Annotated in this window: 17 protein-coding genes; 8 read left to right on the forward strand and 9 right to left on the reverse strand. The window is 39.5% G+C overall.

The annotated features are described in order from the left end of the window. Positions 1 to 237: 237 nt before the first annotated feature. The 7 genes from ACTHTS_RS05355 to ACTHTS_RS05385 form a co-directional block, all read right to left on the reverse strand. The gene (locus tag ACTHTS_RS05355) at positions 238 to 759 is read right to left on the reverse strand and encodes a DUF4189 domain-containing protein (RefSeq protein ID WP_440369429.1); all 522 of its coding nucleotides are present in this window, start codon (positions 757 to 759) and stop codon (positions 238 to 240) included. A gap of 64 nt (positions 760 to 823) precedes the next feature. After that, positions 824 to 1,954 (reverse strand): type IV secretion system protein, encoded by a 1,131-nt coding sequence (locus ACTHTS_RS05360; protein ID WP_440369430.1) that lies wholly within the window; start codon positions 1,952 to 1,954, stop codon positions 824 to 826. Positions 1,955 to 1,963: 9 nt separating this feature from the next. Continuing rightward, positions 1,964 to 2,734: a hypothetical protein gene (locus ACTHTS_RS05365; protein ID WP_440369431.1), complete on the reverse strand. Its 771-nt coding sequence runs from the start codon at positions 2,732 to 2,734 to the stop codon at positions 1,964 to 1,966. 105 nt (positions 2,735 to 2,839) lie between these two features. Further along, positions 2,840 to 5,290 carry a VirB4 family type IV secretion/conjugal transfer ATPase gene (locus ACTHTS_RS05370; RefSeq protein ID WP_440369432.1) on the reverse strand — a complete coding sequence of 817 codons (2,451 nt, stop codon included), beginning with the start codon at positions 5,288 to 5,290 and terminating at the stop codon, positions 2,840 to 2,842. Between the two features lie 62 nt (positions 5,291 to 5,352). After that, positions 5,353 to 5,658 (reverse strand): type IV secretion system protein VirB3, encoded by a 306-nt coding sequence (locus tag ACTHTS_RS05375; RefSeq protein WP_440369433.1) that lies wholly within the window; start codon positions 5,656 to 5,658, stop codon positions 5,353 to 5,355. Between the two features lie 8 nt (positions 5,659 to 5,666). Next, a complete protein-coding gene (locus ACTHTS_RS05380; RefSeq protein WP_440369434.1) occupies positions 5,667 to 6,065 on the reverse strand; it encodes a TrbC/VirB2 family protein in 399 nt (132 codons plus the stop codon). A 52-nt stretch (positions 6,066 to 6,117) separates the two neighbouring features. Then, the gene (locus ACTHTS_RS05385) at positions 6,118 to 6,828 is read right to left on the reverse strand and encodes a lytic transglycosylase domain-containing protein (RefSeq protein WP_440369435.1); all 711 of its coding nucleotides are present in this window, start codon (positions 6,826 to 6,828) and stop codon (positions 6,118 to 6,120) included. Positions 6,829 to 6,922: 94 nt separating this feature from the next. On the opposite strand from ACTHTS_RS05385, the gene ACTHTS_RS05390 reads away from it, so the two are divergent. The 8 genes from ACTHTS_RS05390 to virB11 all read left to right on the forward strand — a co-directional run bounded on the left by ACTHTS_RS05390 (position 6,923) and on the right by virB11 (position 15,757). Further along, positions 6,923 to 7,369 (forward strand): hypothetical protein, encoded by a 447-nt coding sequence (locus ACTHTS_RS05390; RefSeq protein ID WP_440369436.1) that lies wholly within the window; start codon positions 6,923 to 6,925, stop codon positions 7,367 to 7,369. An 11-nt stretch (positions 7,370 to 7,380) separates the two neighbouring features. After that, a complete protein-coding gene (locus tag ACTHTS_RS05395) occupies positions 7,381 to 8,274 on the forward strand; it encodes a virB8 family protein (protein ID WP_440369437.1) in 894 nt (297 codons plus the stop codon). Between the two features lie 2 nt (positions 8,275 to 8,276). Then, a complete protein-coding gene (locus ACTHTS_RS05400; RefSeq protein ID WP_440369438.1) occupies positions 8,277 to 9,002 on the forward strand; it encodes a TrbG/VirB9 family P-type conjugative transfer protein in 726 nt (241 codons plus the stop codon). A gap of 2 nt (positions 9,003 to 9,004) precedes the next feature. Beyond that, positions 9,005 to 10,177 carry a TrbI/VirB10 family protein gene (locus ACTHTS_RS05405; protein ID WP_440369439.1) on the forward strand — a complete coding sequence of 391 codons (1,173 nt, stop codon included), beginning with the start codon at positions 9,005 to 9,007 and terminating at the stop codon, positions 10,175 to 10,177. Positions 10,178 to 10,536: 359 nt separating this feature from the next. Next, positions 10,537 to 12,228, forward strand: coding sequence for a type IV secretory system conjugative DNA transfer family protein (locus ACTHTS_RS05410; protein WP_440369440.1), 1,692 nt, complete (start codon positions 10,537 to 10,539; stop codon positions 12,226 to 12,228). A 63-nt stretch (positions 12,229 to 12,291) separates the two neighbouring features. Next, positions 12,292 to 12,945, forward strand: a complete 654-nt coding sequence (locus ACTHTS_RS05415; protein WP_440369441.1) for a hypothetical protein — start codon at positions 12,292 to 12,294, stop codon at positions 12,943 to 12,945. Between the two features lie 11 nt (positions 12,946 to 12,956). Continuing rightward, positions 12,957 to 14,666, forward strand: coding sequence for a calcium-binding protein (locus ACTHTS_RS05420; RefSeq protein ID WP_440369442.1), 1,710 nt, complete (start codon positions 12,957 to 12,959; stop codon positions 14,664 to 14,666). A gap of 71 nt (positions 14,667 to 14,737) precedes the next feature. After that, on the forward strand, positions 14,738 to 15,757 hold the full coding sequence (gene virB11 / locus ACTHTS_RS05425) for a P-type DNA transfer ATPase VirB11 (protein WP_440369443.1): 1,020 nt from the start codon (positions 14,738 to 14,740) through the stop codon (positions 15,755 to 15,757). A 380-nt stretch (positions 15,758 to 16,137) separates the two neighbouring features. Here the strand turns inward: virB11 and ACTHTS_RS05430 are convergent, their stop codons facing one another. Further along, the gene (locus tag ACTHTS_RS05430) at positions 16,138 to 16,494 is read right to left on the reverse strand and encodes an FAD-binding oxidoreductase (RefSeq protein ID WP_440369444.1); all 357 of its coding nucleotides are present in this window, start codon (positions 16,492 to 16,494) and stop codon (positions 16,138 to 16,140) included. Positions 16,495 to 16,512: 18 nt separating this feature from the next. After that, positions 16,513 to 17,013: a ferric reductase-like transmembrane domain-containing protein gene (locus ACTHTS_RS05435; protein ID WP_440369445.1), complete on the reverse strand. Its 501-nt coding sequence runs from the start codon at positions 17,011 to 17,013 to the stop codon at positions 16,513 to 16,515. Between the last annotated feature and the right edge of the window lie 375 nt (positions 17,014 to 17,388).

A 17,388-nucleotide genomic window follows, 5' to 3' on the forward strand; every position in this document is an offset into this window, starting at 1 on the left:
GTACAAATTAAATCATACTTTATTTGTCCGACTCACTTTGCGGATGATGCTAAGTTATTTCAGACGGCATTTTATGTCTATATAAAAGTAGTAGTCTATATAGGCAAAGGTGAGATTAAGCCTGTAAGCTTTGAATGTAAATAATTTAGCAAAACAAGGGGGGTAGGTTTGAAGGTAACTTACAAAATTTCTTTGTAAGAGAAAAGGCCGTCTGAATATCAGACGGCCTTTGCCTATTTAGTATCTAGGCAATGAACAAGCTTCCTTAGTAGTAATTCTGCACTGTGTTATCCCTGAGACTACATGACATTGATTCAATGCATTAGCTTCAGCTTGTCCAAGGTCATCTACACCATAGAAAGTTTTCCATTTTCCTTTAAGCCTGCCCTGTGCGACAGCAAGGCAGCCGTTTCTAACCCATACTGCAATTTTACATGGTGCATTCTTCCCTCCTTGTTCGCAGGTTTCGATAGCTTGTTTTTTGGCTGCCTCAAGAGAATCCATATCAAGTGCGCCGCCAGACAGACCTGTTTTCAGATTAATAGCGAGTGCTAAATATTTTGAAGGAACCTTGATATGGATAATTTCCGTAGTCCGCCTATGTTGACTTTGACCAGACGAACCACAATTTGGATTGTAGCCATACCCACACAATGCCGAGTTGTTTTGCAATGCACCTCTAGTTACGTCATAAGTAGGGTTGGCAACGCAGACATTAAGGCTTGCCAGTCCCAATAACACAAAAAGTAATTTTTTCATCTAAGAGTCCAATCTTTTATGCTTGCTTAATCATTTTTAGCTCTTCAATATTGAAATACTAGGATCATGTATTTCCTTTACCAGGCTGATTAGTCTGTTTAACTGCATCGGTGCTTGTGCCTCTTGTCTGACTACCACCAGTTGTCCATATTGCCTGCTGAGGAGTATTTGGTTGTGGACTATCAGAATGCTGAGTTCTACTCTGAACGTCATAAGTAGCCCGCTGACTCGATCCACCATCTATATGCGCAGGTGTACCTTGCCCTTGGGGATTGTTCCAACGGTCAATTGCAGAATAAGGAGTAAAGCTTGACATCACCCCATTAAACCACATACCGGCCATAGGCGGAACGACAATCAATAAAGTTGATAAAATTAAGCCTAAGCCCAGTTGTTGGGTTATCGAGTACATTAGGCCGGAAGCCCTTTCTCCCATAAGGAGGTCTGTTGCTTTATCGGAAGTCAGCAGGGCGGCAGAAATATTACTTACCAAATCCATACTAATGTCTGCCATTACTGCCAGCAATACACTGGAAAAGATGGTTGCCAAACCATAATACAACCACTTTTGGAAGAGTGGGGCAGTTTTCTTAAACATCAGGCTAAGTATGAATAATGGTGCAAATCCGATAAACAAAGACATGGCGATACGGTAAACAATCAACATTGTACCGGCTACAATGCCCGGCCCAGCACCTCCAACACCGGCAAACCAACGCATTTGTTGGACAGTAGCCTCAACCGAAGGATCATCAGCGGTATCTACGCTATTGATAAGCCCCATCATACTTTGTGTGGCAGTGATATTTAAGTCAATTTTACATCCTATAAAGCTTTCAGTACTTTTAGTCAAACATTTACTACCTGCATCACCGTCACCAGTCATAATTTGGGAAATGCCGTCTGACAGATCATTTGTCAATGTGCGGATGGCAAAGGTGCTGCTAGAAGCAATACCCAATGCAATGAGTAGAATAATATAATTTTTACCCAAACTGTACACAAATCCTTTTAAACCTTCCTGGCTTCTACCAGTTGCTATAAGATAACCTTGAACCATAATCCAAAGCGTAAGTAAGGCGACGACAATAGTCAATGCTAATGTAAGGTTTTTGGAAAGCATATGCTCGGTCAAAAATTCTATTCGAGCATAAATATAGTCACGGATGCTGGTATAGAGCAAAAGTTCAGTCATTTTTTCACCTTATCGAACGTAATTCTTATTGGATTTGGTTGCAGTTTCTCCGCGCAGAGCTTCTGCTTTATCTTTATAGTCCTTTGTTTGGTATTTAAGCGTGGCAATAACTGCACCTTGGGCAATTGTACGTGCTGTATTAGTGCTACGAATTTGATCTTTAGCAACTTCTACACGAGCCTTTTGCAGTACATCCTGTTGCATATCCAACATTTTGAGTTCTTGTTCATAAATTTTTAGTTGATTTTCAAAGTTTTGAATGTAGGCTAGAATTTCTTGTTGTTTACTTTCAGCTTTTGCTGAAGAATTAGATTGTCGGCGTATGCTTTCATATTCGGAAACCATAGCATCCAATCTTGAAAAATTACGCTTAATCATTTTATCCATTCTATCGTATATATTAACTTTTTTAATTTCAATATCAAGAGTTTGTTTACATAAAGCTCGGGATTGGCTATTGCCCAAACTGGTACAACGTTGTTGACGTTTTTTTAACAACTCCTCTAGGTCTTTCATAGTGAATTTATCATTAAATTCAATACCCAATAATTTACGGATTCCGCCTCGAATATAATTATCTAAATTGGCTTTCCAATTCTGCAATTCTTTTGCCCATTGAATGACTTCTTTTGCCCTTTGGGCCGTTGTTAAAGCAAATTCAATTGCGCGCTGTCCTGCTGCAACACCGTCAACCCATGCCATAGAAGTTATAGGTTGTATTAAAAGGGTTGCCATCAATACTGAAACAATCGTCTGTTTCATCTTGCTTTTCATCATCATTAAATCTTTCTTAAATTAATTTAATATTTTAAAACCTTTCCTAAGGCTATTTGAATCAGTTGACTTCTTCAGACAGATGCCTAGGATTTTTTTAGCTGTGTTGGCTTACTCCGCATTGCGCATTATATTGGTTGCAGTCTTCTTACCTGAGCCTTTGCGTTCTTCATAGAATGTCTGCAACCAATCTTGTGGTTTTACTGCATCAATACCGACGCCTAAATGTTCAGCTGCGTTCTTGATGATATTATCCATGATATCAATGTTGTCAGTACTGGCGGAAATGACTGCCAGTTCATCATCAAATCCACGCAGATTAAGCTGGCATACTGCCGACGCATGACCCTGTTTGACCAAGAAACAGCGGCTACGCTCATCTAGGCTTTTGACAACTTGAAACTCGGAGTCAGTCAGCTTCAATCCGTCAATATAGTCTTTTTTGTCGGCATTTGGATTAGGCAGTAGTATCATGGTGGCGGTCTGTTCAATCAGTGCAGCAGAAATGTCGCTTTTGAGGGCGTCTTCCGGTGACTGGGTAGCGAAGATACCCATACCGTTTTGTTTACGGATGGTTTTTTGTTTGTTTTTGGCAAACTCTTTCAAACCACCTTCGCCATCGAGGATTTTCCAGAACTCATCCATGATGTAGATGAAACGGCGACCATCGATAAGCTCCTCCATCCGATGGATAAGATAGCCGATAACTGGATCGCGTACCTGTGGGTTTTCAATCACATCGGTGTAGTCAAAGCCAATGATGTTGGCTCCACTGAAGTCGATTTTATCCTGAGGGTTATCAAACACCCAACCAAGGCTGTTTCCACGAGTCCATTTGCGAATATTGGCATAGAGAGAATCATCGCCAGTATTGGGGAGAGATTTTTGGAAGTTGGAAATACTGCGCAGCGCTGGTGGGGTATCAAGCATGGCTCGCACGGCGCGCAGGATGTCGTCGTCTTCTGCTGCTGAATAGTGTGCTTTGCCACCCAGTTGCTTCATAAGGCCACAGAGGAATTGGACATTTGCCTCTGTATTTTCGCATTGGAAGGGATTAAAGCCAGTCGGCTGACCGCTTTCCAGTGCCATATAGGCACCACCACAGGCTCTGACGAAGATTTCGGCACCACGGTCTTTGTCAAAGAAGAAGATGGTAGGTTTTGGATCGTATTTCTGTACCTGGCTGAGGAGGAAGTTGATGAGAGCGGTCTTACCGGTACCGGATTTACCAATGACCATAGTATTGGCAATGGCTTTTTCACCTTCGGAGTCTTCACCTTCAAGGGTTGCATGGAAGTTGAAGTAGTAAGGCTGACCATTGGTTGTTTGAAGAACGGTAACACATTGCCCCCATGGGTTGCCCTCACGTTTGCCAGTAGCAAAGTTATGGAGGGGGCAAAGGCCCAAGAAATTTAAAGATGAGAGGTTGGCGATACGGGTGCGGTAGTTCCAGTTACCTGGAAGTTGGGCATAATATGCGGCACAGACGGCCAAGTCTTCTTTAGTCGTTACAAAGCCGGCATTGGAAAGTTCGGCTCGAGCAGAGGCAATGTTTTGGGAAAGCTGCTCTTGGCTGTCGGCATAGATAGCAAGGCTAAAATGGTAGCCGCCAAGAACGAAATTGCCAGATGCGAGCTGATCCATTGCATGGTCGAGTTCTGCAATTTGGGTAAAGGATTTGTCGCCGGAAGAGATCATCATACCACGAGTGCGCTCGAGTGTTTTCATAGCATCGTATCGGCTCATAGGGCTGAAGCTATGGGTGATGACGTATTCAACATCCAAATATTTGAGACCATTCAGTATCCCAGGGTAGGTACTATCAGGATATTCTTTAAGATTAAGTATGGCACCGTAGTGGTTTTTACCCTCCGGAGTACGGACGATATAGTCGCCAGTTTTAGCAGAAAAAAGATGTCTGCTAAGGGGTAAGTAGTTGTAAACAGGTGCAGGAAGAACAGGAACTGGCTCGTTAACACGGTTAAGAATGTAACCGAAAAGTTCAAGTGTTTCGGAAAATACAGCCCCATTTTTTCCTTCGTACATACCAAGTCGGTATGGATGGTAGTCTTTTAGAACAGCTTCAAGGTTGGTTGCCAATTCGTTGAGTGTACCAATAGCTTGTTCCTGTTCGGCTTTGAGACGATCGATATTGCCCGATTTATCAACGAATTTTTTACCGTCAACAACTGGGCGATAGATCATGGTCAAGTAAAGCTCGTTATTCATGAGCTTTTCTTGAGAAAGTCGAGAGAAATAACGATCCGAGAGGCTTTGGTTGAAAGACTCTTGAAATTGAGGACGCAAATCGATACTGCGATGGCGTCGAATGTCATGCACCCAAAAGGCAACATTTACATAGTCCGGTGCACGCAAGGATTGGAGCAGACGGTTAAATGTATTGTGTTTGTGTTCAAGCTCCCATTCTTCACGGCCTACGAAGGGAAGGCCAGAGAGATGCCATGTTGTTAGGTAGTCGCCACCACTAGTTTTAACGATAGTTGGCGAGACATGAGTGGAAAGGGATACGAATTGACTGATTGATGCGTCAGGAGTAAACATTTTGCTTATTTTTTGTGTTGTAACGCCCCGATAGGTAAGTGTACCTATCGGGTGTTTTGTTGTCATTGTTTGGGAGGAGTTCTACGGTATTCGTTGGGAGAGAAGCACCATGTATCAGGAAACTCTTCTCGGTTTCGAGCTTTAAGTCTGAACTTCAGACGTAGGCCAAGAAAGCGGAAAATCATATCATCCCTCTTGGCCATTTGCCTCATAATTAGGATGATAAAGGGTATGGTCAACAAAAAAAACATATTGAAGTACATGCCCATCAGCAATCCTGATCCGGCCCCTACAAAAAAAGGTATATAAGGGACACCTAGAAAGGTAGCCGGTCGCGTACATCCTCGAAAAACGATGTTCTTCTGCATGGTGTTTCTTATGCAAAAAATTGCATTACTTGCATCATGATTGCTGTTTTAGTAGCAGAACAAGAATCTGCATTACCAACCAGCATTTTTGCAATTTGACCCGCTGCGCCAATCAGTACGCCACCAATTAAAATAGGAGCAACGTCGGAAATACGTTTGTGCGCAAAAGCAATTTGATAACCGGCAAAAATAATGGCAATGGTTACAACAGCAACAGACATTAGATTTAATACGGTATGAATATTTCTAATAAATGTACAAGCGCCACCACCTTCTTTAGTAAAGTCAGGATCTCCTCCTGCTGCTAGCCCCACTGTAGGTGCCAAAAATGCTGCGGCAACAAAAGCTGCTGTTGCAACGTTTTCAGCAGTAAAGAGGGATTTTTTTTGAATTTGAGTGTTTTTCATTTGAAATTTCCTTATGTTTATTACAGGTTGATGTGGAAAAAAATCGTATTGTCTAGAAGATTGCTGCACTATCTGTATAAATATTGCTTTGCAGTCGCGCAGCATTATTGCCTTGTAGACGATATTCGTTTTTTGGGGCAGTAGCCAGATATGAGTGTGGATTAGTGATAGCTGTCAATGTTTGGCGGTTAGGCTGTTGTGCCGTCATTTGCGTCATAGGAGGAAGAGCACTTGCGGCATTGTTGATGACAGGAATAGCATTCTGCGGTAAAACTTTTTTTCTATGCCCCATTGAGGAAAAAATTTTCTGTACATATCCATGCTTATAGCCAGTTACAAAGTTACCGGAGTAATAGCAGCTGAAAGATTTACCCCAGTCTTTTGCACGATTGTAGCATTCACGCAATATGCGTGAGCCAGCCTTAACATTCGGACATGCTTGGAATGCGTGTTCGTAGGAATGCAACCCATATTTTTTTAAGTTGTATCGGTTGACTTGAGCCAATCCCAAGGAGAAGTTAAATCCTTTTTCTTCCAACATTTTGGCTGTGGCAACTGCTTCAACCAAATTTTTTGGTTGTCTCTGCAAACGGCCACCTACAACACCTATGGCATATGGGTTACCTGAGGATTCAACCTTCACAACATGGTGCATGACGTCATGTGGAACAGCTAAGTCAGTGCAGGAAAAAAACATGATGTAGAGATGAAAATATGAATTTGTATTGACTCGAAATTTAGCACAGATTAAAATAATTAACAAGATTTTAATCAATAAAAATGATCAAACATAAATTATGATTGAAATATTTGAGATGTTTTGGTTATAACTAGAGTTATTATATAAGGTGTTATGTATGCTTTTTTTTAGAACGTTGCTACTGTCTGTTAGCGTGCTAATGGCGGGTTGTGCAAACCAATCTGCTCCAAATTTTCCGAATTCATGGAAAAAAATAAATGAACTGCCGGATAAGGTAACTGAAATTCCTCTTGTTAAACCTCATGTTTATCAGGTAACACAACTTGATACAACTGTAAAAGGTTTGTTAGAGCGTTGGGGTGAGGAGGCAAAAATGCCTGTTGTTTACGACCATACGCTTGATTTTACATTGTACAAGAAGGTATTGACTGTGCGAAATGCCAATCTTGCAAATGCGTTAGATGAATTATCTAGACTCTATGAGGATAAGGGAATGATTTTTTATACTCAAAATGGTGTCATTATGGCGCATAAGAAAATGGGGAATGCTGTAAAAAACAGCGAAAACAAAAGACATGAGAAATTAGTAAAAACTCAAAACTAAAATGGAAACATATGTTTAATTCAAATAAAAATGCTGCCAATGGCAATATTCAAAAAGCTGTAAAAAAATCTTTGGATTTTGAAACAACTTTGGTAGATATCCGTAAGAAAAGTGAGAAAAGGGCATGGGTAGTTGCCGGTGTTTCTACTTTTTCTTCTTTATGTCTACTTGGAGGGATATTTTATATCTTACCATTGAAAGAAAAAGAACCTTATCTTGTCATGGCTGATGTTTATACAGGACAGGCAACAGTTGCTAAACTGGTTGGTGATTGGAATAATTTAGATATTACCAAAAATGAGGCGGTAAATAAGAGTAATATTTCCAACTTTATTATTGCAAGAGAATCTTTTGATAGTCAAATTATTTATGATAATGATTGGGCTACCGTTTATTCTATGTCGGTGTCAAGTGTGTCTGACAGTTATCGTAATCAGATGAATAAAGGTAACCCTAATAGTCCATTCAATATTTATGGTTCTACACAATCAATTCGTGTTAAAATTTTGAGTATCGTTCTGAATAATAGTGGAAAGGCTGATGGGCGTGATGCCAGTGCAACAGTTAGATTCCAAAGGTTTTTATTAAATAAAAGTACAGGTATGTCGACATTTATTGATAGTAATGTTGCCACTCTAACCTACACTTATAATAGCAATTTGAAGATGGATGAAAAGTATAGGTTGAAAAATCCTTTGGGATTCCAAGTGCTGTCTTATCGTGTTGATCCTGATGCTAGTGAATCTCCTGTTCAAGATCTGTCCTCAGATTATCTTTCTGGTGGGATATCACAAGAAAAGCAGACACAACGACAAATACAAAGTGTACCTCAATCAGAAGTTCCTACGTCTGTAGACAATGCTGTCCCCGGTACTTCTCCTATATCTGTTGAAAGTGGGAATTAATAATGTTGAAAAAAATAGTTTTATTAGCAACAGTGACTTTGCTGTTTCAAGGAAGCGTCTATGCTGCAGCTATTCAAGAATATACGTTTCAAGAAAATACAACATATCCTGTTTATACTGCGCTGGGTGTGGTGACACAAATTGAACTTGATTCTCGTGAAAAGGTTAAAGATTTTGGTGCAGGTCTGAGTGATGGTTGGGACTTAGTGCGCCGAGAAAATGTATTTTATCTGCGTCCGAAATCTGATGCGGCTGACACGAATCTTATTGTACGCACTCAGACACATCAATATATTTTTGAACTTAAAGTCATGAAGAATGTTGTCGGTAACTTACTTGATGCATCAACTAAAGGAGTAAATTATCAAGTTAAATTCAGATATCCTGACTCTACAGATTTCAGTCTTCGGACTACTACTTTAGCTGGTTATAGTCTGAAATATGATTCTTCTAAAAATTACAATACTAATTATGATGTGGCAGCACATGATAAGTCCCTCTGGTTGGTTCCTTTAAAAGTTTATGATGATGGTATGTTTACATATGTATATTTGAATAAGGGTAAATTTACTGGAGATTTTCCTACTGTTTATGGGAGAAAATCAGAAAAAGGTGCTGAATTTGTCTTGAATAGCAATGTTGAAGGTAACGTGATTATTGTCCATGGAACTTATCCGTTTTTAGTTTTGAGACATGGAAATGATGTAGTTGGGTTGAGGAGAAATTAAGAATGTCTGATAAGCTGAATAATGAGCATCACGAAGATAGCGAATCATCAAAAAACTTGTATTCAAGCCAATATGAGCAAGAACAATTGGCAGGTCTTGAGGAAAATGCTCCTCAGCTGAATACTCCAATTGATCGTACCGTAAACAAAAAAGCAATTGCTTTTATTATAGCGGCAGGTTTTGGTTTAGCTGGGTTAGGTGCATTTGCCTATCATCAATTCAGTGATTCTGAGGAAGCCCCTCCTCCATCACGCCCTGAGGTAGTTACTGTTCCAGATCTTCCAGATCCGGAGCCTCAAGTTATGGAAACTCCACCAGTTTCTCTGTTGGATGAAAAGCAGCCTGATCCGGAAACTCCTACAACCACTGAGATTTCTGAGTCCAAAATGGTACCAATAGAAATACCCTCATCACCTTCGGTAGAGACTCCTCCATCTATGACTTCTAATATTCCTGTAGAGTCTGTCATGCCAGCAGGAAATATGTATGCTAATAATATGAATTCTGCATTTGTTCAAGATGGAGAGGCTGCCCAGAAAGAATCGGGAGCAAGTATAGCTCAAGCTAATGCTGTTCGTTATATGCATAACAGGGATAAATTACTTCTACAGGGTACTTATTTGCGCTGTGTATTAGAGACTAAAATTGTTTCTGAAGTAAAAGGATTTACATCTTGTATCATCACTGAGCCTGTATACTCTGCCAGTGGGAAATATCTCTTATTGCCGAAAGGTTCGAAGGTAATGGGACAATACGGTTCTAGCAATCCTACCGGCCCACGAATGGAGGTTATCTGGAATCGAATCATAACACCTGAAGGGATTGATGTAACACTTGAATCTCCTGGTGTAGATAATTTAGGAGCTGCTGGGCATGTTGGTAAATTTAAGTCTCACTGGGGGTCACGTTTGGCATCGGCATTATTAATCAGTCTGATTTCAGATACTTTTAAATACGCTGCTTCTGAATATGGGCCACAAGGACAAACGGTTACAACCAGCTCATCAACTACCACTAATCCTTACGAGAGTGAAACAGCCAATGCATTGAAGCAACAGGCTATCAATCAACTTGAGCGAAATAATGCTCGTCCCAATACAGTAACGATCAATCAAGGGACCTTGATTAATATTTATACTGCCCAGGACATTGATTTCAGTTCGGTTATGCAGTAATTTAAAGGGCCGTCTGTTTTTTCAGACGGCCTACTTATTATGCTTTCATCACAAAGAGGAATTATTGATAAAGCCTCTTGTTCTAATACAGTCTATAGCTCTATTGTTAAATATAGTGCTAAGAGTTTGTATATAGAGGTGTATCATAATTATGATGCAATAGGCGTAAACTTATTTCAAAAATATTTAGTTCAAATATACAGTAAAACTACTAAGGATAGCACTAAAAGAGAGTGATAAATTTCTCATAATACACATCAGTAGAACTGAGCTTTCTATCATCACCTTAGGCTGTCTGAAAACTAATATCTTCACTAGAAATCTAAAACAATCTATTCCTTTGACTTACAGGTATTGAAATGACTCTAAAAAACAAATCTATTATTACGGTAGTTTTACTATTAATTTCTTTCATATTAGGCTGTTACCTTTCAGGCTTTATCCTGCTGCAATGGTTAGGCTTAGATAAAACGCCCTTACTACTTACAACATGGTTCAAATACTATAATACGTTGGATATTCCTCAGGTTGCTAAATATTCACTGCAAATTAAAACATCAGGAATTGTTGGATTTGGTTTAACTTTTCTGATTGGTTTGCTTGGTTTAATTCCTATTTGGCGTACAGCTTCCCAAAGTCTTCATGGGGAAGCACGATTTGCCGGGATGGCTGATTTGACAAAAGCAGGATTTTTCAAACAAACGGATACTTCAATTGTCGTCGGTAAATACAACGGCAAATTGTTACATTACAATGGCCAGCAATTCGCATTGTTGGCAGCGCCAACACGTTCGGGTAAAGGTGTCGGCATCGTTATTCCGAACCTGTTAAGTTATAAAGGATCGGTAGTTGTTTTGGACATCAAACAGGAGAACTTCAATTTAACTAGCGGCTACCGCAAAGAAGTATTAGGTCAGGAAGTCTATTTGTTCAACCCGTTTGCCGAAGATGGAAGGACACACCGTTGGAATCCGTTTACCTATGTTTCTTCTGATCCTGACCAGCGAGTATCGGATTTAATGTCGATAGCTGCAATGCTATATCCTGATGGAGATAGCCGTGATAAGTTCTGGGTAGCGCAGGCAAGAAATGCGTTTTTGGCGTTTTCACTTTATTGTTTTGATGAGTATGAAGCAATGGCTGACTTTTCTGTGGAGGGCAAAGAAAATGAGCCAGCTTGTACATTAGGGAAAATATATCGCCTTTCATCAGGTAATGGAACAGAGCTCAAGGAGTATTTTACATCTTTATCACAACAACCATATCTCAGCGAGGCTACAAAAACTGCTTTTTCCGGTTTAATCTCTCAGGAAAAAGAAACCTTTGGTTCTATCATGGGTACGTTTAAAGAACCTCTCAACCCATGGATTAATCCCGTCATTGATGCCGCCACTTCCGCTGATGATTTTCTGTTGACTGACGTACGTAAAAAGAAAATGACTATTTATATCGGCATTCTTCCTAACAAGCTTGCTGAATCAAGGGTCATTGTTAACCTCTTTTTCTCTCAACTTATCAACCAGAATACGAAAGAGTTACCTCAGGACAACCCAGATTTGAAACACCAATGTATGCTGTTAATGGATGAGTTCACAAGTATTGGTAAAGTTGAAATCATTGCTCATTCTGTCAGTTATATGGCGGGCTATAACATTCGCCTATTTCCGATTATCCAGTCAGTCGCCCAGCTGGATGCTGTCTATGGCAAAGAATATGCGCGTACTATTATCACTAACCATGCTTTGCAAATCATTTATACACCTAGAGAACAGCAGGATGCAAACGAATACTCCGAAATGCTGGGTTATACCACAGTGAAAAGAAAAAATGTCAGCCGTGGACGCGAACGTAGTGTCTCGGAAAGCGAAGAGCGCCGCGCACTGATGTTGCCGCAAGAGTTAAAGGCAATGAGCCAAGATAAGGAAATTATTCTTTACGAGGGTATGTCACATCCGGCGCAAGTGGGGAAAATCCGTTATTACCAAGATGGGACATTTACTAAACGATTGATGGGGTCAGTAAAGGTCGCCTCGTTAAAAGGAAAACGGTAATAGTAATGAAAGTTCGAGGCCGTCTGAAAATGAAATTTGCAAAATGACTAAAAAGGAATTTCTATGAAGCTATTGGCAATTACAGCCATATTAACAGTATGTTTGATGACTTCCTGTACTCCGCAGATTAGTAATAAAAATATTAAGGATTCTTCCAAGATGCAGAATATACAAAAGGAAATAACTATGGAACAAGTGCGCAATCGTTGCCGAAGTATGTTGCACAAAGTGGAAAATCGGGATGATTTAATTAAGCAGATGTATGATACGGCATTTAAAGATGACTGCCTTTATACGATGTACGCGAGTGAATTACAAGAGATTTGGCAAATACCCGTAATAGAAGCATATGATGATATGCAACATAATCAAGATATTCATTCATCTATAGGTATGTATGTCGTTTTCAGGCATACTGAACTTAAATCTAGTTTATATATTACTCAAACAAAAGAGTACCTAGATAAAATAGGTAGCATATTTCCTGAAAATGCATTCCCTAAATTTTTTCCAAAGCCTATGACACATGAAATACCTGAGGGGATGTATTTAGATTTTGAGTATTCAGCCAAAAGAAAAGATGATGATTCAATAAAAGAAAGACTAGATTATTATTGGAGAGAATCAGGCCGTGAAATAATTGCTACTAATTCTGGGGGAGGTGCAATTTTAGCTTTAGAGTTTTGTAGCAATCTTAAAATGAGCCCAATGCCATAAGGAGTTTTAGGATGCCAAAGATTATACTGAATAAAAGAGCAGAAGCAGAATTGATGACACTTGGTTTTCATAAAATAAGATTTAATAATCAAATGTCTGAACTAGATAGAATAAGGCAAAACTTAGAATTAGTGGAGCAAATTAACCATTTCGCTAGTAAAGGGGGACATATCAAACCTGCTCCAAAAAATCGTGAAGGAGCGTATTATGATCCAGAAAATAAAAGTATTCATTTTGAACAAAGTTTCCGATATAGTACCGCTAGAACAATGTCTCATGAGGTAGGCCATGCATTAGGTAAATATCAAGCTAAATCAGCTAGTTATTATGATACTGCTAAGGCTTATGCTCAAGCACGAGGCTATGGAGAAGCTGAGGCGATCTTTAACGAAGCGCGTATGGTTGCTTACGAAGAAAGATATAATGGTAGGGCATATAGTACAGGAATTAGTGGTGATCTTTACCCATACATTAAAGGTAAGAGTTTTGGGGAGGTTAAAGATTTAATTGCTCGCCAGAATATGTATGGTATGAACCCAAGTAATGGAACTGGATCAATCAAAATGACTTATTACGAAACTGATATTGAATATTTCCTGAATACCCGTACCAATTTTTCCAAAGACTTTAAAGAGGCATTCTTAAGCCCCAATTTCAAACAATTATTTGTTAAACATATGGCAAATTATGACACTTTTGGAAATAGGGGTAACAATAAAGTCGTTGCTGATGGATCATATAGTCGTGATAGTTTATTGATAGGCAGATCTAAGACTTATTTAAAAAGTGGTGCATATATGTATGGAGATGCCGGAGATGATGTTTTAAAAGGTACTAATCAAAATGATATTTTATTAGGCGGCAGTGGTAATGATGTGTTGATTGGTGGTACTGGCAATGATATTTTAGCTGGTAATTCTGGAAGAGATAAATTGTTTGGTGGTAAAGGATATGACAAATATCGTGCTGACAATTCAGATATTATCCGAGATTCAGACGGCAAGGGTGAAGTGTCATTAAATGGTTATATATTACAGGGAGGTGTACGCGATTTATCTAAGCCAGACCGTTTTGTTTACCGCAGTTCTAGAATGGTATATGAATGGGATAGAAATACAGGGACATTAGATGTAAATGGTCTTAAAATTGAAAATTTCAAAAATGGTGATTTAGGAATTCATTTAAAAGAACAAAAAACAGGCCAAAAAACAGGCCAATATAATGATGTTGTTAGAGTACATTCTGCTACGGGAATAGATGGTATTAAGATTTTGCGTCAACCTCGGAATACCAACATGGCTCATACTCCAGCTCCTAGCAATGGGGATGATATGTACACTAATCAGCCTTTGAATTTGGAAGCAATCCCACAAAATGCCCAAAATATCTATCAGCAGAGTAAAAAAATTTTTACTGAATTCTGTAATAAAAAAGATATTATCTACGATGAAAGAAGCCTAGATAATATTGCTATGGCACTGGCTGCTGAAGGGTACGCAAACAAGATGAGAGGTGCGTCTCTTATTAATATCAAAGAAAATGGACATATTCTTATTGGTGATAAGGCTCCTGAATTAAGAACTGCTTCTGTGGATATGCAGAAAGCTGCGGTTACTCCGATAGAGGAGAGTATTATCAAAGTACAAGCAACAACTCAGCAATTTGAATTAGAAACACAACAAAAGCAGTTAACACAAGCCAGAGGGCTGAGTATTTCTTAGGCTAAAATGAAAAATACACCTAAGGTTCAAGTATTATTGTAATTAAATTTTTGAATAAACTTATTTTAAACATGGATGAATTAAACTCAACAATTTCAGCAGATTTCTTAGATTATCAATACGAAGTATTGGGAATTACCTCTTTCTTAAAAGATCCTGATGTGACTGAGATTTGTATTAATAGACCAGGAGAGGTATTTTTAGAAACCTCTCATGGTTGGAAAAAGGTAGAAGTAAATACGCTAAACTTTGATAGGGCACGTCAGTTCTGTACTGCTGTTGTTAATGAAAGTAATACTGGGCAGCGAATTACGGAAGCGGAGCCGATGGTATCGTTGACATTCCCAACAGGACAACGTGCCCAATTTGTGATTCCTCCTGCCTGTGATGCAGGAAAAGCTTCAATTACAATCCGTCTACCATCAAAACATACTAAGAGCTTAAGCCAGTATAGCAAAGATGGTTTCTTTAGTCAGATTATTGAATTAAATGGAGAATTGTCTCCTCAAGATAAGGAATTAGTTGAACTGAAAAATAATCGGAATTACGAGGAATTTTTTAAAAAAGCCGTTGAATATAAAAAGAATATAGTCGTTTCAGGTGCAACTGGCAGTGGTAAGACTACTTTTATGAAAGCATTAGTTAATCACATTCCTTTAAGTGAGAGACTAATCAGCATTGAGGATGCTAGGGAGCTATTTATTCCTCATGAAAATGTAGTTCATTTGCTTTACTCAAAAGGTGGACAAGGTAGTTCAAATATTACGGCAAAAAGTTGTATGGAATCCTGTCTGCGTATGAAGCCGGATAGAATTATTCTAGCAGAGCTACGTGGTGACGAATCATTTTATTTTATTCGAAATTGTGCATCTGGACACCCGGGATCTATTACAAGTTGCCATGCTGGTAGCACGGAACAAACATGGGATCAATTAGCATTAATGGTAAAAGCATCACCAGAAGGAAGTGGTCTGGAGTTTGAAGTTATTAAAAACCTTCTTAGGCAGACCATTGATATTGTTGTACACATTAAAGCTCATGCTGGACAACGTTATATTACGGGTATTGATTTTAATCCTATCAAAACTTGATATTGAACATGACGCAATTGAAGTAATATATCATTTGGATGATATAGAATGTGCGAAACATAAAAAGCAACCGTAGGCTTATGTTGTTAAGGTGAAGGCTTAAAGGCCGTCTGAAAATCTTTCAGACGGCCTTAATGCTTTACTACTTAAAAGCATCAGGTTCATTTAGCGGAATTCAAACAGCTCTTTATGCAATGAGCGTGTCTTAAGATTTCCTGCAATACTGCTTGTAAAGCTACGACTACCACAAAGCCATAGGCTGCGAGTTTCACTATTCTGAACGCCTTGTGCAATATGATCAGCGGACAATCTTTGAGTTTCAGAAGGAATATAGTGGAACGTAACATTCGCTTGTTGAGCTAAATCTTTCCATTGGTCGATTATTTCTGCAGATAAATTTCTATCGGCATGGAACCAGTCAATCGTTTGAAAGGCGTAAAACCAATACTGTTACTCACCCAAATTTGTTCATTTTTATCTGAAAAATTGAAGCGGCCATATGCACCATCAATTTGAACGGTATCACCGATGTTCAAACGTTGAGACAGGAGATGGGTATAGTCTCCCAAGTTTTTGATGATAAGATTGATTTCTTGATTTTCAGGATTACAGTTGGAAGCGATGGTAAATGGATGGCTTTCTCCATGTGCACGCAAAAAGAGGAATTGACCGGCCTGGTGTCCCTGCCATTTTAGCGCATTCAAAGTAAGTGAAAGCAGGGAGCCGCTTTGGTTCATGGCAGCTACTGTTGCCGTTTACGGTTTACCAATGCGTTTAAAGAGGGCGAGGAGTGAACAAATACTACCGAAGAATAGGGCGGTAGCCAGCAACCAGCCAAGTGGTTGAGCCCAGTAAGCAAAGTTTGCCAATACAATGGTGTGCCATACAAGTGCAAGATAGACTGGGACAATTAAGATGTGAAGTTTGGCAAACCAACGGTAGGGAATAAGTTTGATTAGTGCGATAACCAATAAGACGACTGCAACGTAAAAAGCAATCTTACCCACTTCTTCTGCAAAATGGCGCTGGGTAACCAACCAATCTTTTAAAGTCAAGACTTCCTGCATCGGTGGGCGCGGCGGCTTTTTGCCGTCAAACAGTCCGAGTTTTACCAGCCATTTGGGGAATTGCTTACTGGTCCAGTGCAGGATGCTGCCTGAAAGGGCAACGATACCCAACCATTTATGCAGGCGGTACATTTTATCCAATCCGCCAAATAGTCCTTCCAACATTTTGGGACGTACTGCAAGAATCATACAAGCACTCATGGCCAGTATGCTGGTGCTGCCGGTGAACTGTAATAATATGTTGCGTATGGGAAATACACCCACTTGTCTGGAAATAGCGTGGCAAACAGCCATAAAGCGAATATGCCGACGAAAAAGACGGCTAAGGTCAGTTTGAGATTTCTCATTTTGGTTGTTCCTTATGGATGGGAATATAAAGCGGTCTGTGCCGTTTGCGGGGATTGTATGTGGGGAAAATTAGATGGAAATTATTGGTGTGGGTAAGGGTGGGAAGGGTTTACCTGTTGAGGTCGTCTGAAAAGTACAGGCTGCTTTTTGGGTTTTCAGACGACCTTCAAAGCAGCCTGCACTCAGGTGTTTGGGATTGACTAACGCGAGCTATCT

It is taken from the genome of Neisseria sp. P0019.S003, assembly GCF_051957115.1.
Taxonomy (GTDB): domain Bacteria; phylum Pseudomonadota; class Gammaproteobacteria; order Burkholderiales; family Neisseriaceae; genus Neisseria; species Neisseria flavescens_D.

Excerpts from the sequence above, each read along its gene's own strand:
- ACTHTS_RS05375 (WP_440369433.1), bottom strand. The coding sequence starts at position 5,658 with ATGCAGAAGAACATCGTTTTTCGAGGATGTACGCGACCGGCTACCTTT.
- ACTHTS_RS05390 (WP_440369436.1), top strand. The coding sequence starts at position 6,923 with ATGCTTTTTTTTAGAACGTTGCTACTGTCTGTTAGCGTGCTAATGGCG.
- ACTHTS_RS05380 (WP_440369434.1), bottom strand. The coding sequence starts at position 6,065 with ATGAAAAACACTCAAATTCAAAAAAAATCCCTCTTTACTGCTGAAAAC.
- ACTHTS_RS05405 (WP_440369439.1), top strand. The coding sequence starts at position 9,005 with ATGTCTGATAAGCTGAATAATGAGCATCACGAAGATAGCGAATCATCA.
- ACTHTS_RS05410 (WP_440369440.1), top strand. The coding sequence starts at position 10,537 with ATGACTCTAAAAAACAAATCTATTATTACGGTAGTTTTACTATTAATT.
- ACTHTS_RS05415 (WP_440369441.1), top strand. The coding sequence starts at position 12,292 with ATGAAGCTATTGGCAATTACAGCCATATTAACAGTATGTTTGATGACT.
- ACTHTS_RS05370 (WP_440369432.1), bottom strand. The coding sequence starts at position 5,290 with ATGTTTACTCCTGACGCATCAATCAGTCAATTCGTATCCCTTTCCACT.
- ACTHTS_RS05395 (WP_440369437.1), top strand. The coding sequence starts at position 7,381 with ATGTTTAATTCAAATAAAAATGCTGCCAATGGCAATATTCAAAAAGCT.
- ACTHTS_RS05360 (WP_440369430.1), bottom strand. The coding sequence starts at position 1,954 with ATGACTGAACTTTTGCTCTATACCAGCATCCGTGACTATATTTATGCT.
- ACTHTS_RS05355 (WP_440369429.1), bottom strand. The coding sequence starts at position 759 with ATGAAAAAATTACTTTTTGTGTTATTGGGACTGGCAAGCCTTAATGTC.
- virB11 (WP_440369443.1), top strand. The coding sequence starts at position 14,738 with ATGGATGAATTAAACTCAACAATTTCAGCAGATTTCTTAGATTATCAA.
- ACTHTS_RS05435 (WP_440369445.1), bottom strand. The coding sequence starts at position 17,013 with ATGATTCTTGCAGTACGTCCCAAAATGTTGGAAGGACTATTTGGCGGA.
- ACTHTS_RS05365 (WP_440369431.1), bottom strand. The coding sequence starts at position 2,734 with ATGATGATGAAAAGCAAGATGAAACAGACGATTGTTTCAGTATTGATG.
- ACTHTS_RS05430 (WP_440369444.1), bottom strand. The coding sequence starts at position 16,494 with ATGAACCAAAGCGGCTCCCTGCTTTCACTTACTTTGAATGCGCTAAAA.
- ACTHTS_RS05420 (WP_440369442.1), top strand. The coding sequence starts at position 12,957 with ATGCCAAAGATTATACTGAATAAAAGAGCAGAAGCAGAATTGATGACA.
- ACTHTS_RS05400 (WP_440369438.1), top strand. The coding sequence starts at position 8,277 with ATGTTGAAAAAAATAGTTTTATTAGCAACAGTGACTTTGCTGTTTCAA.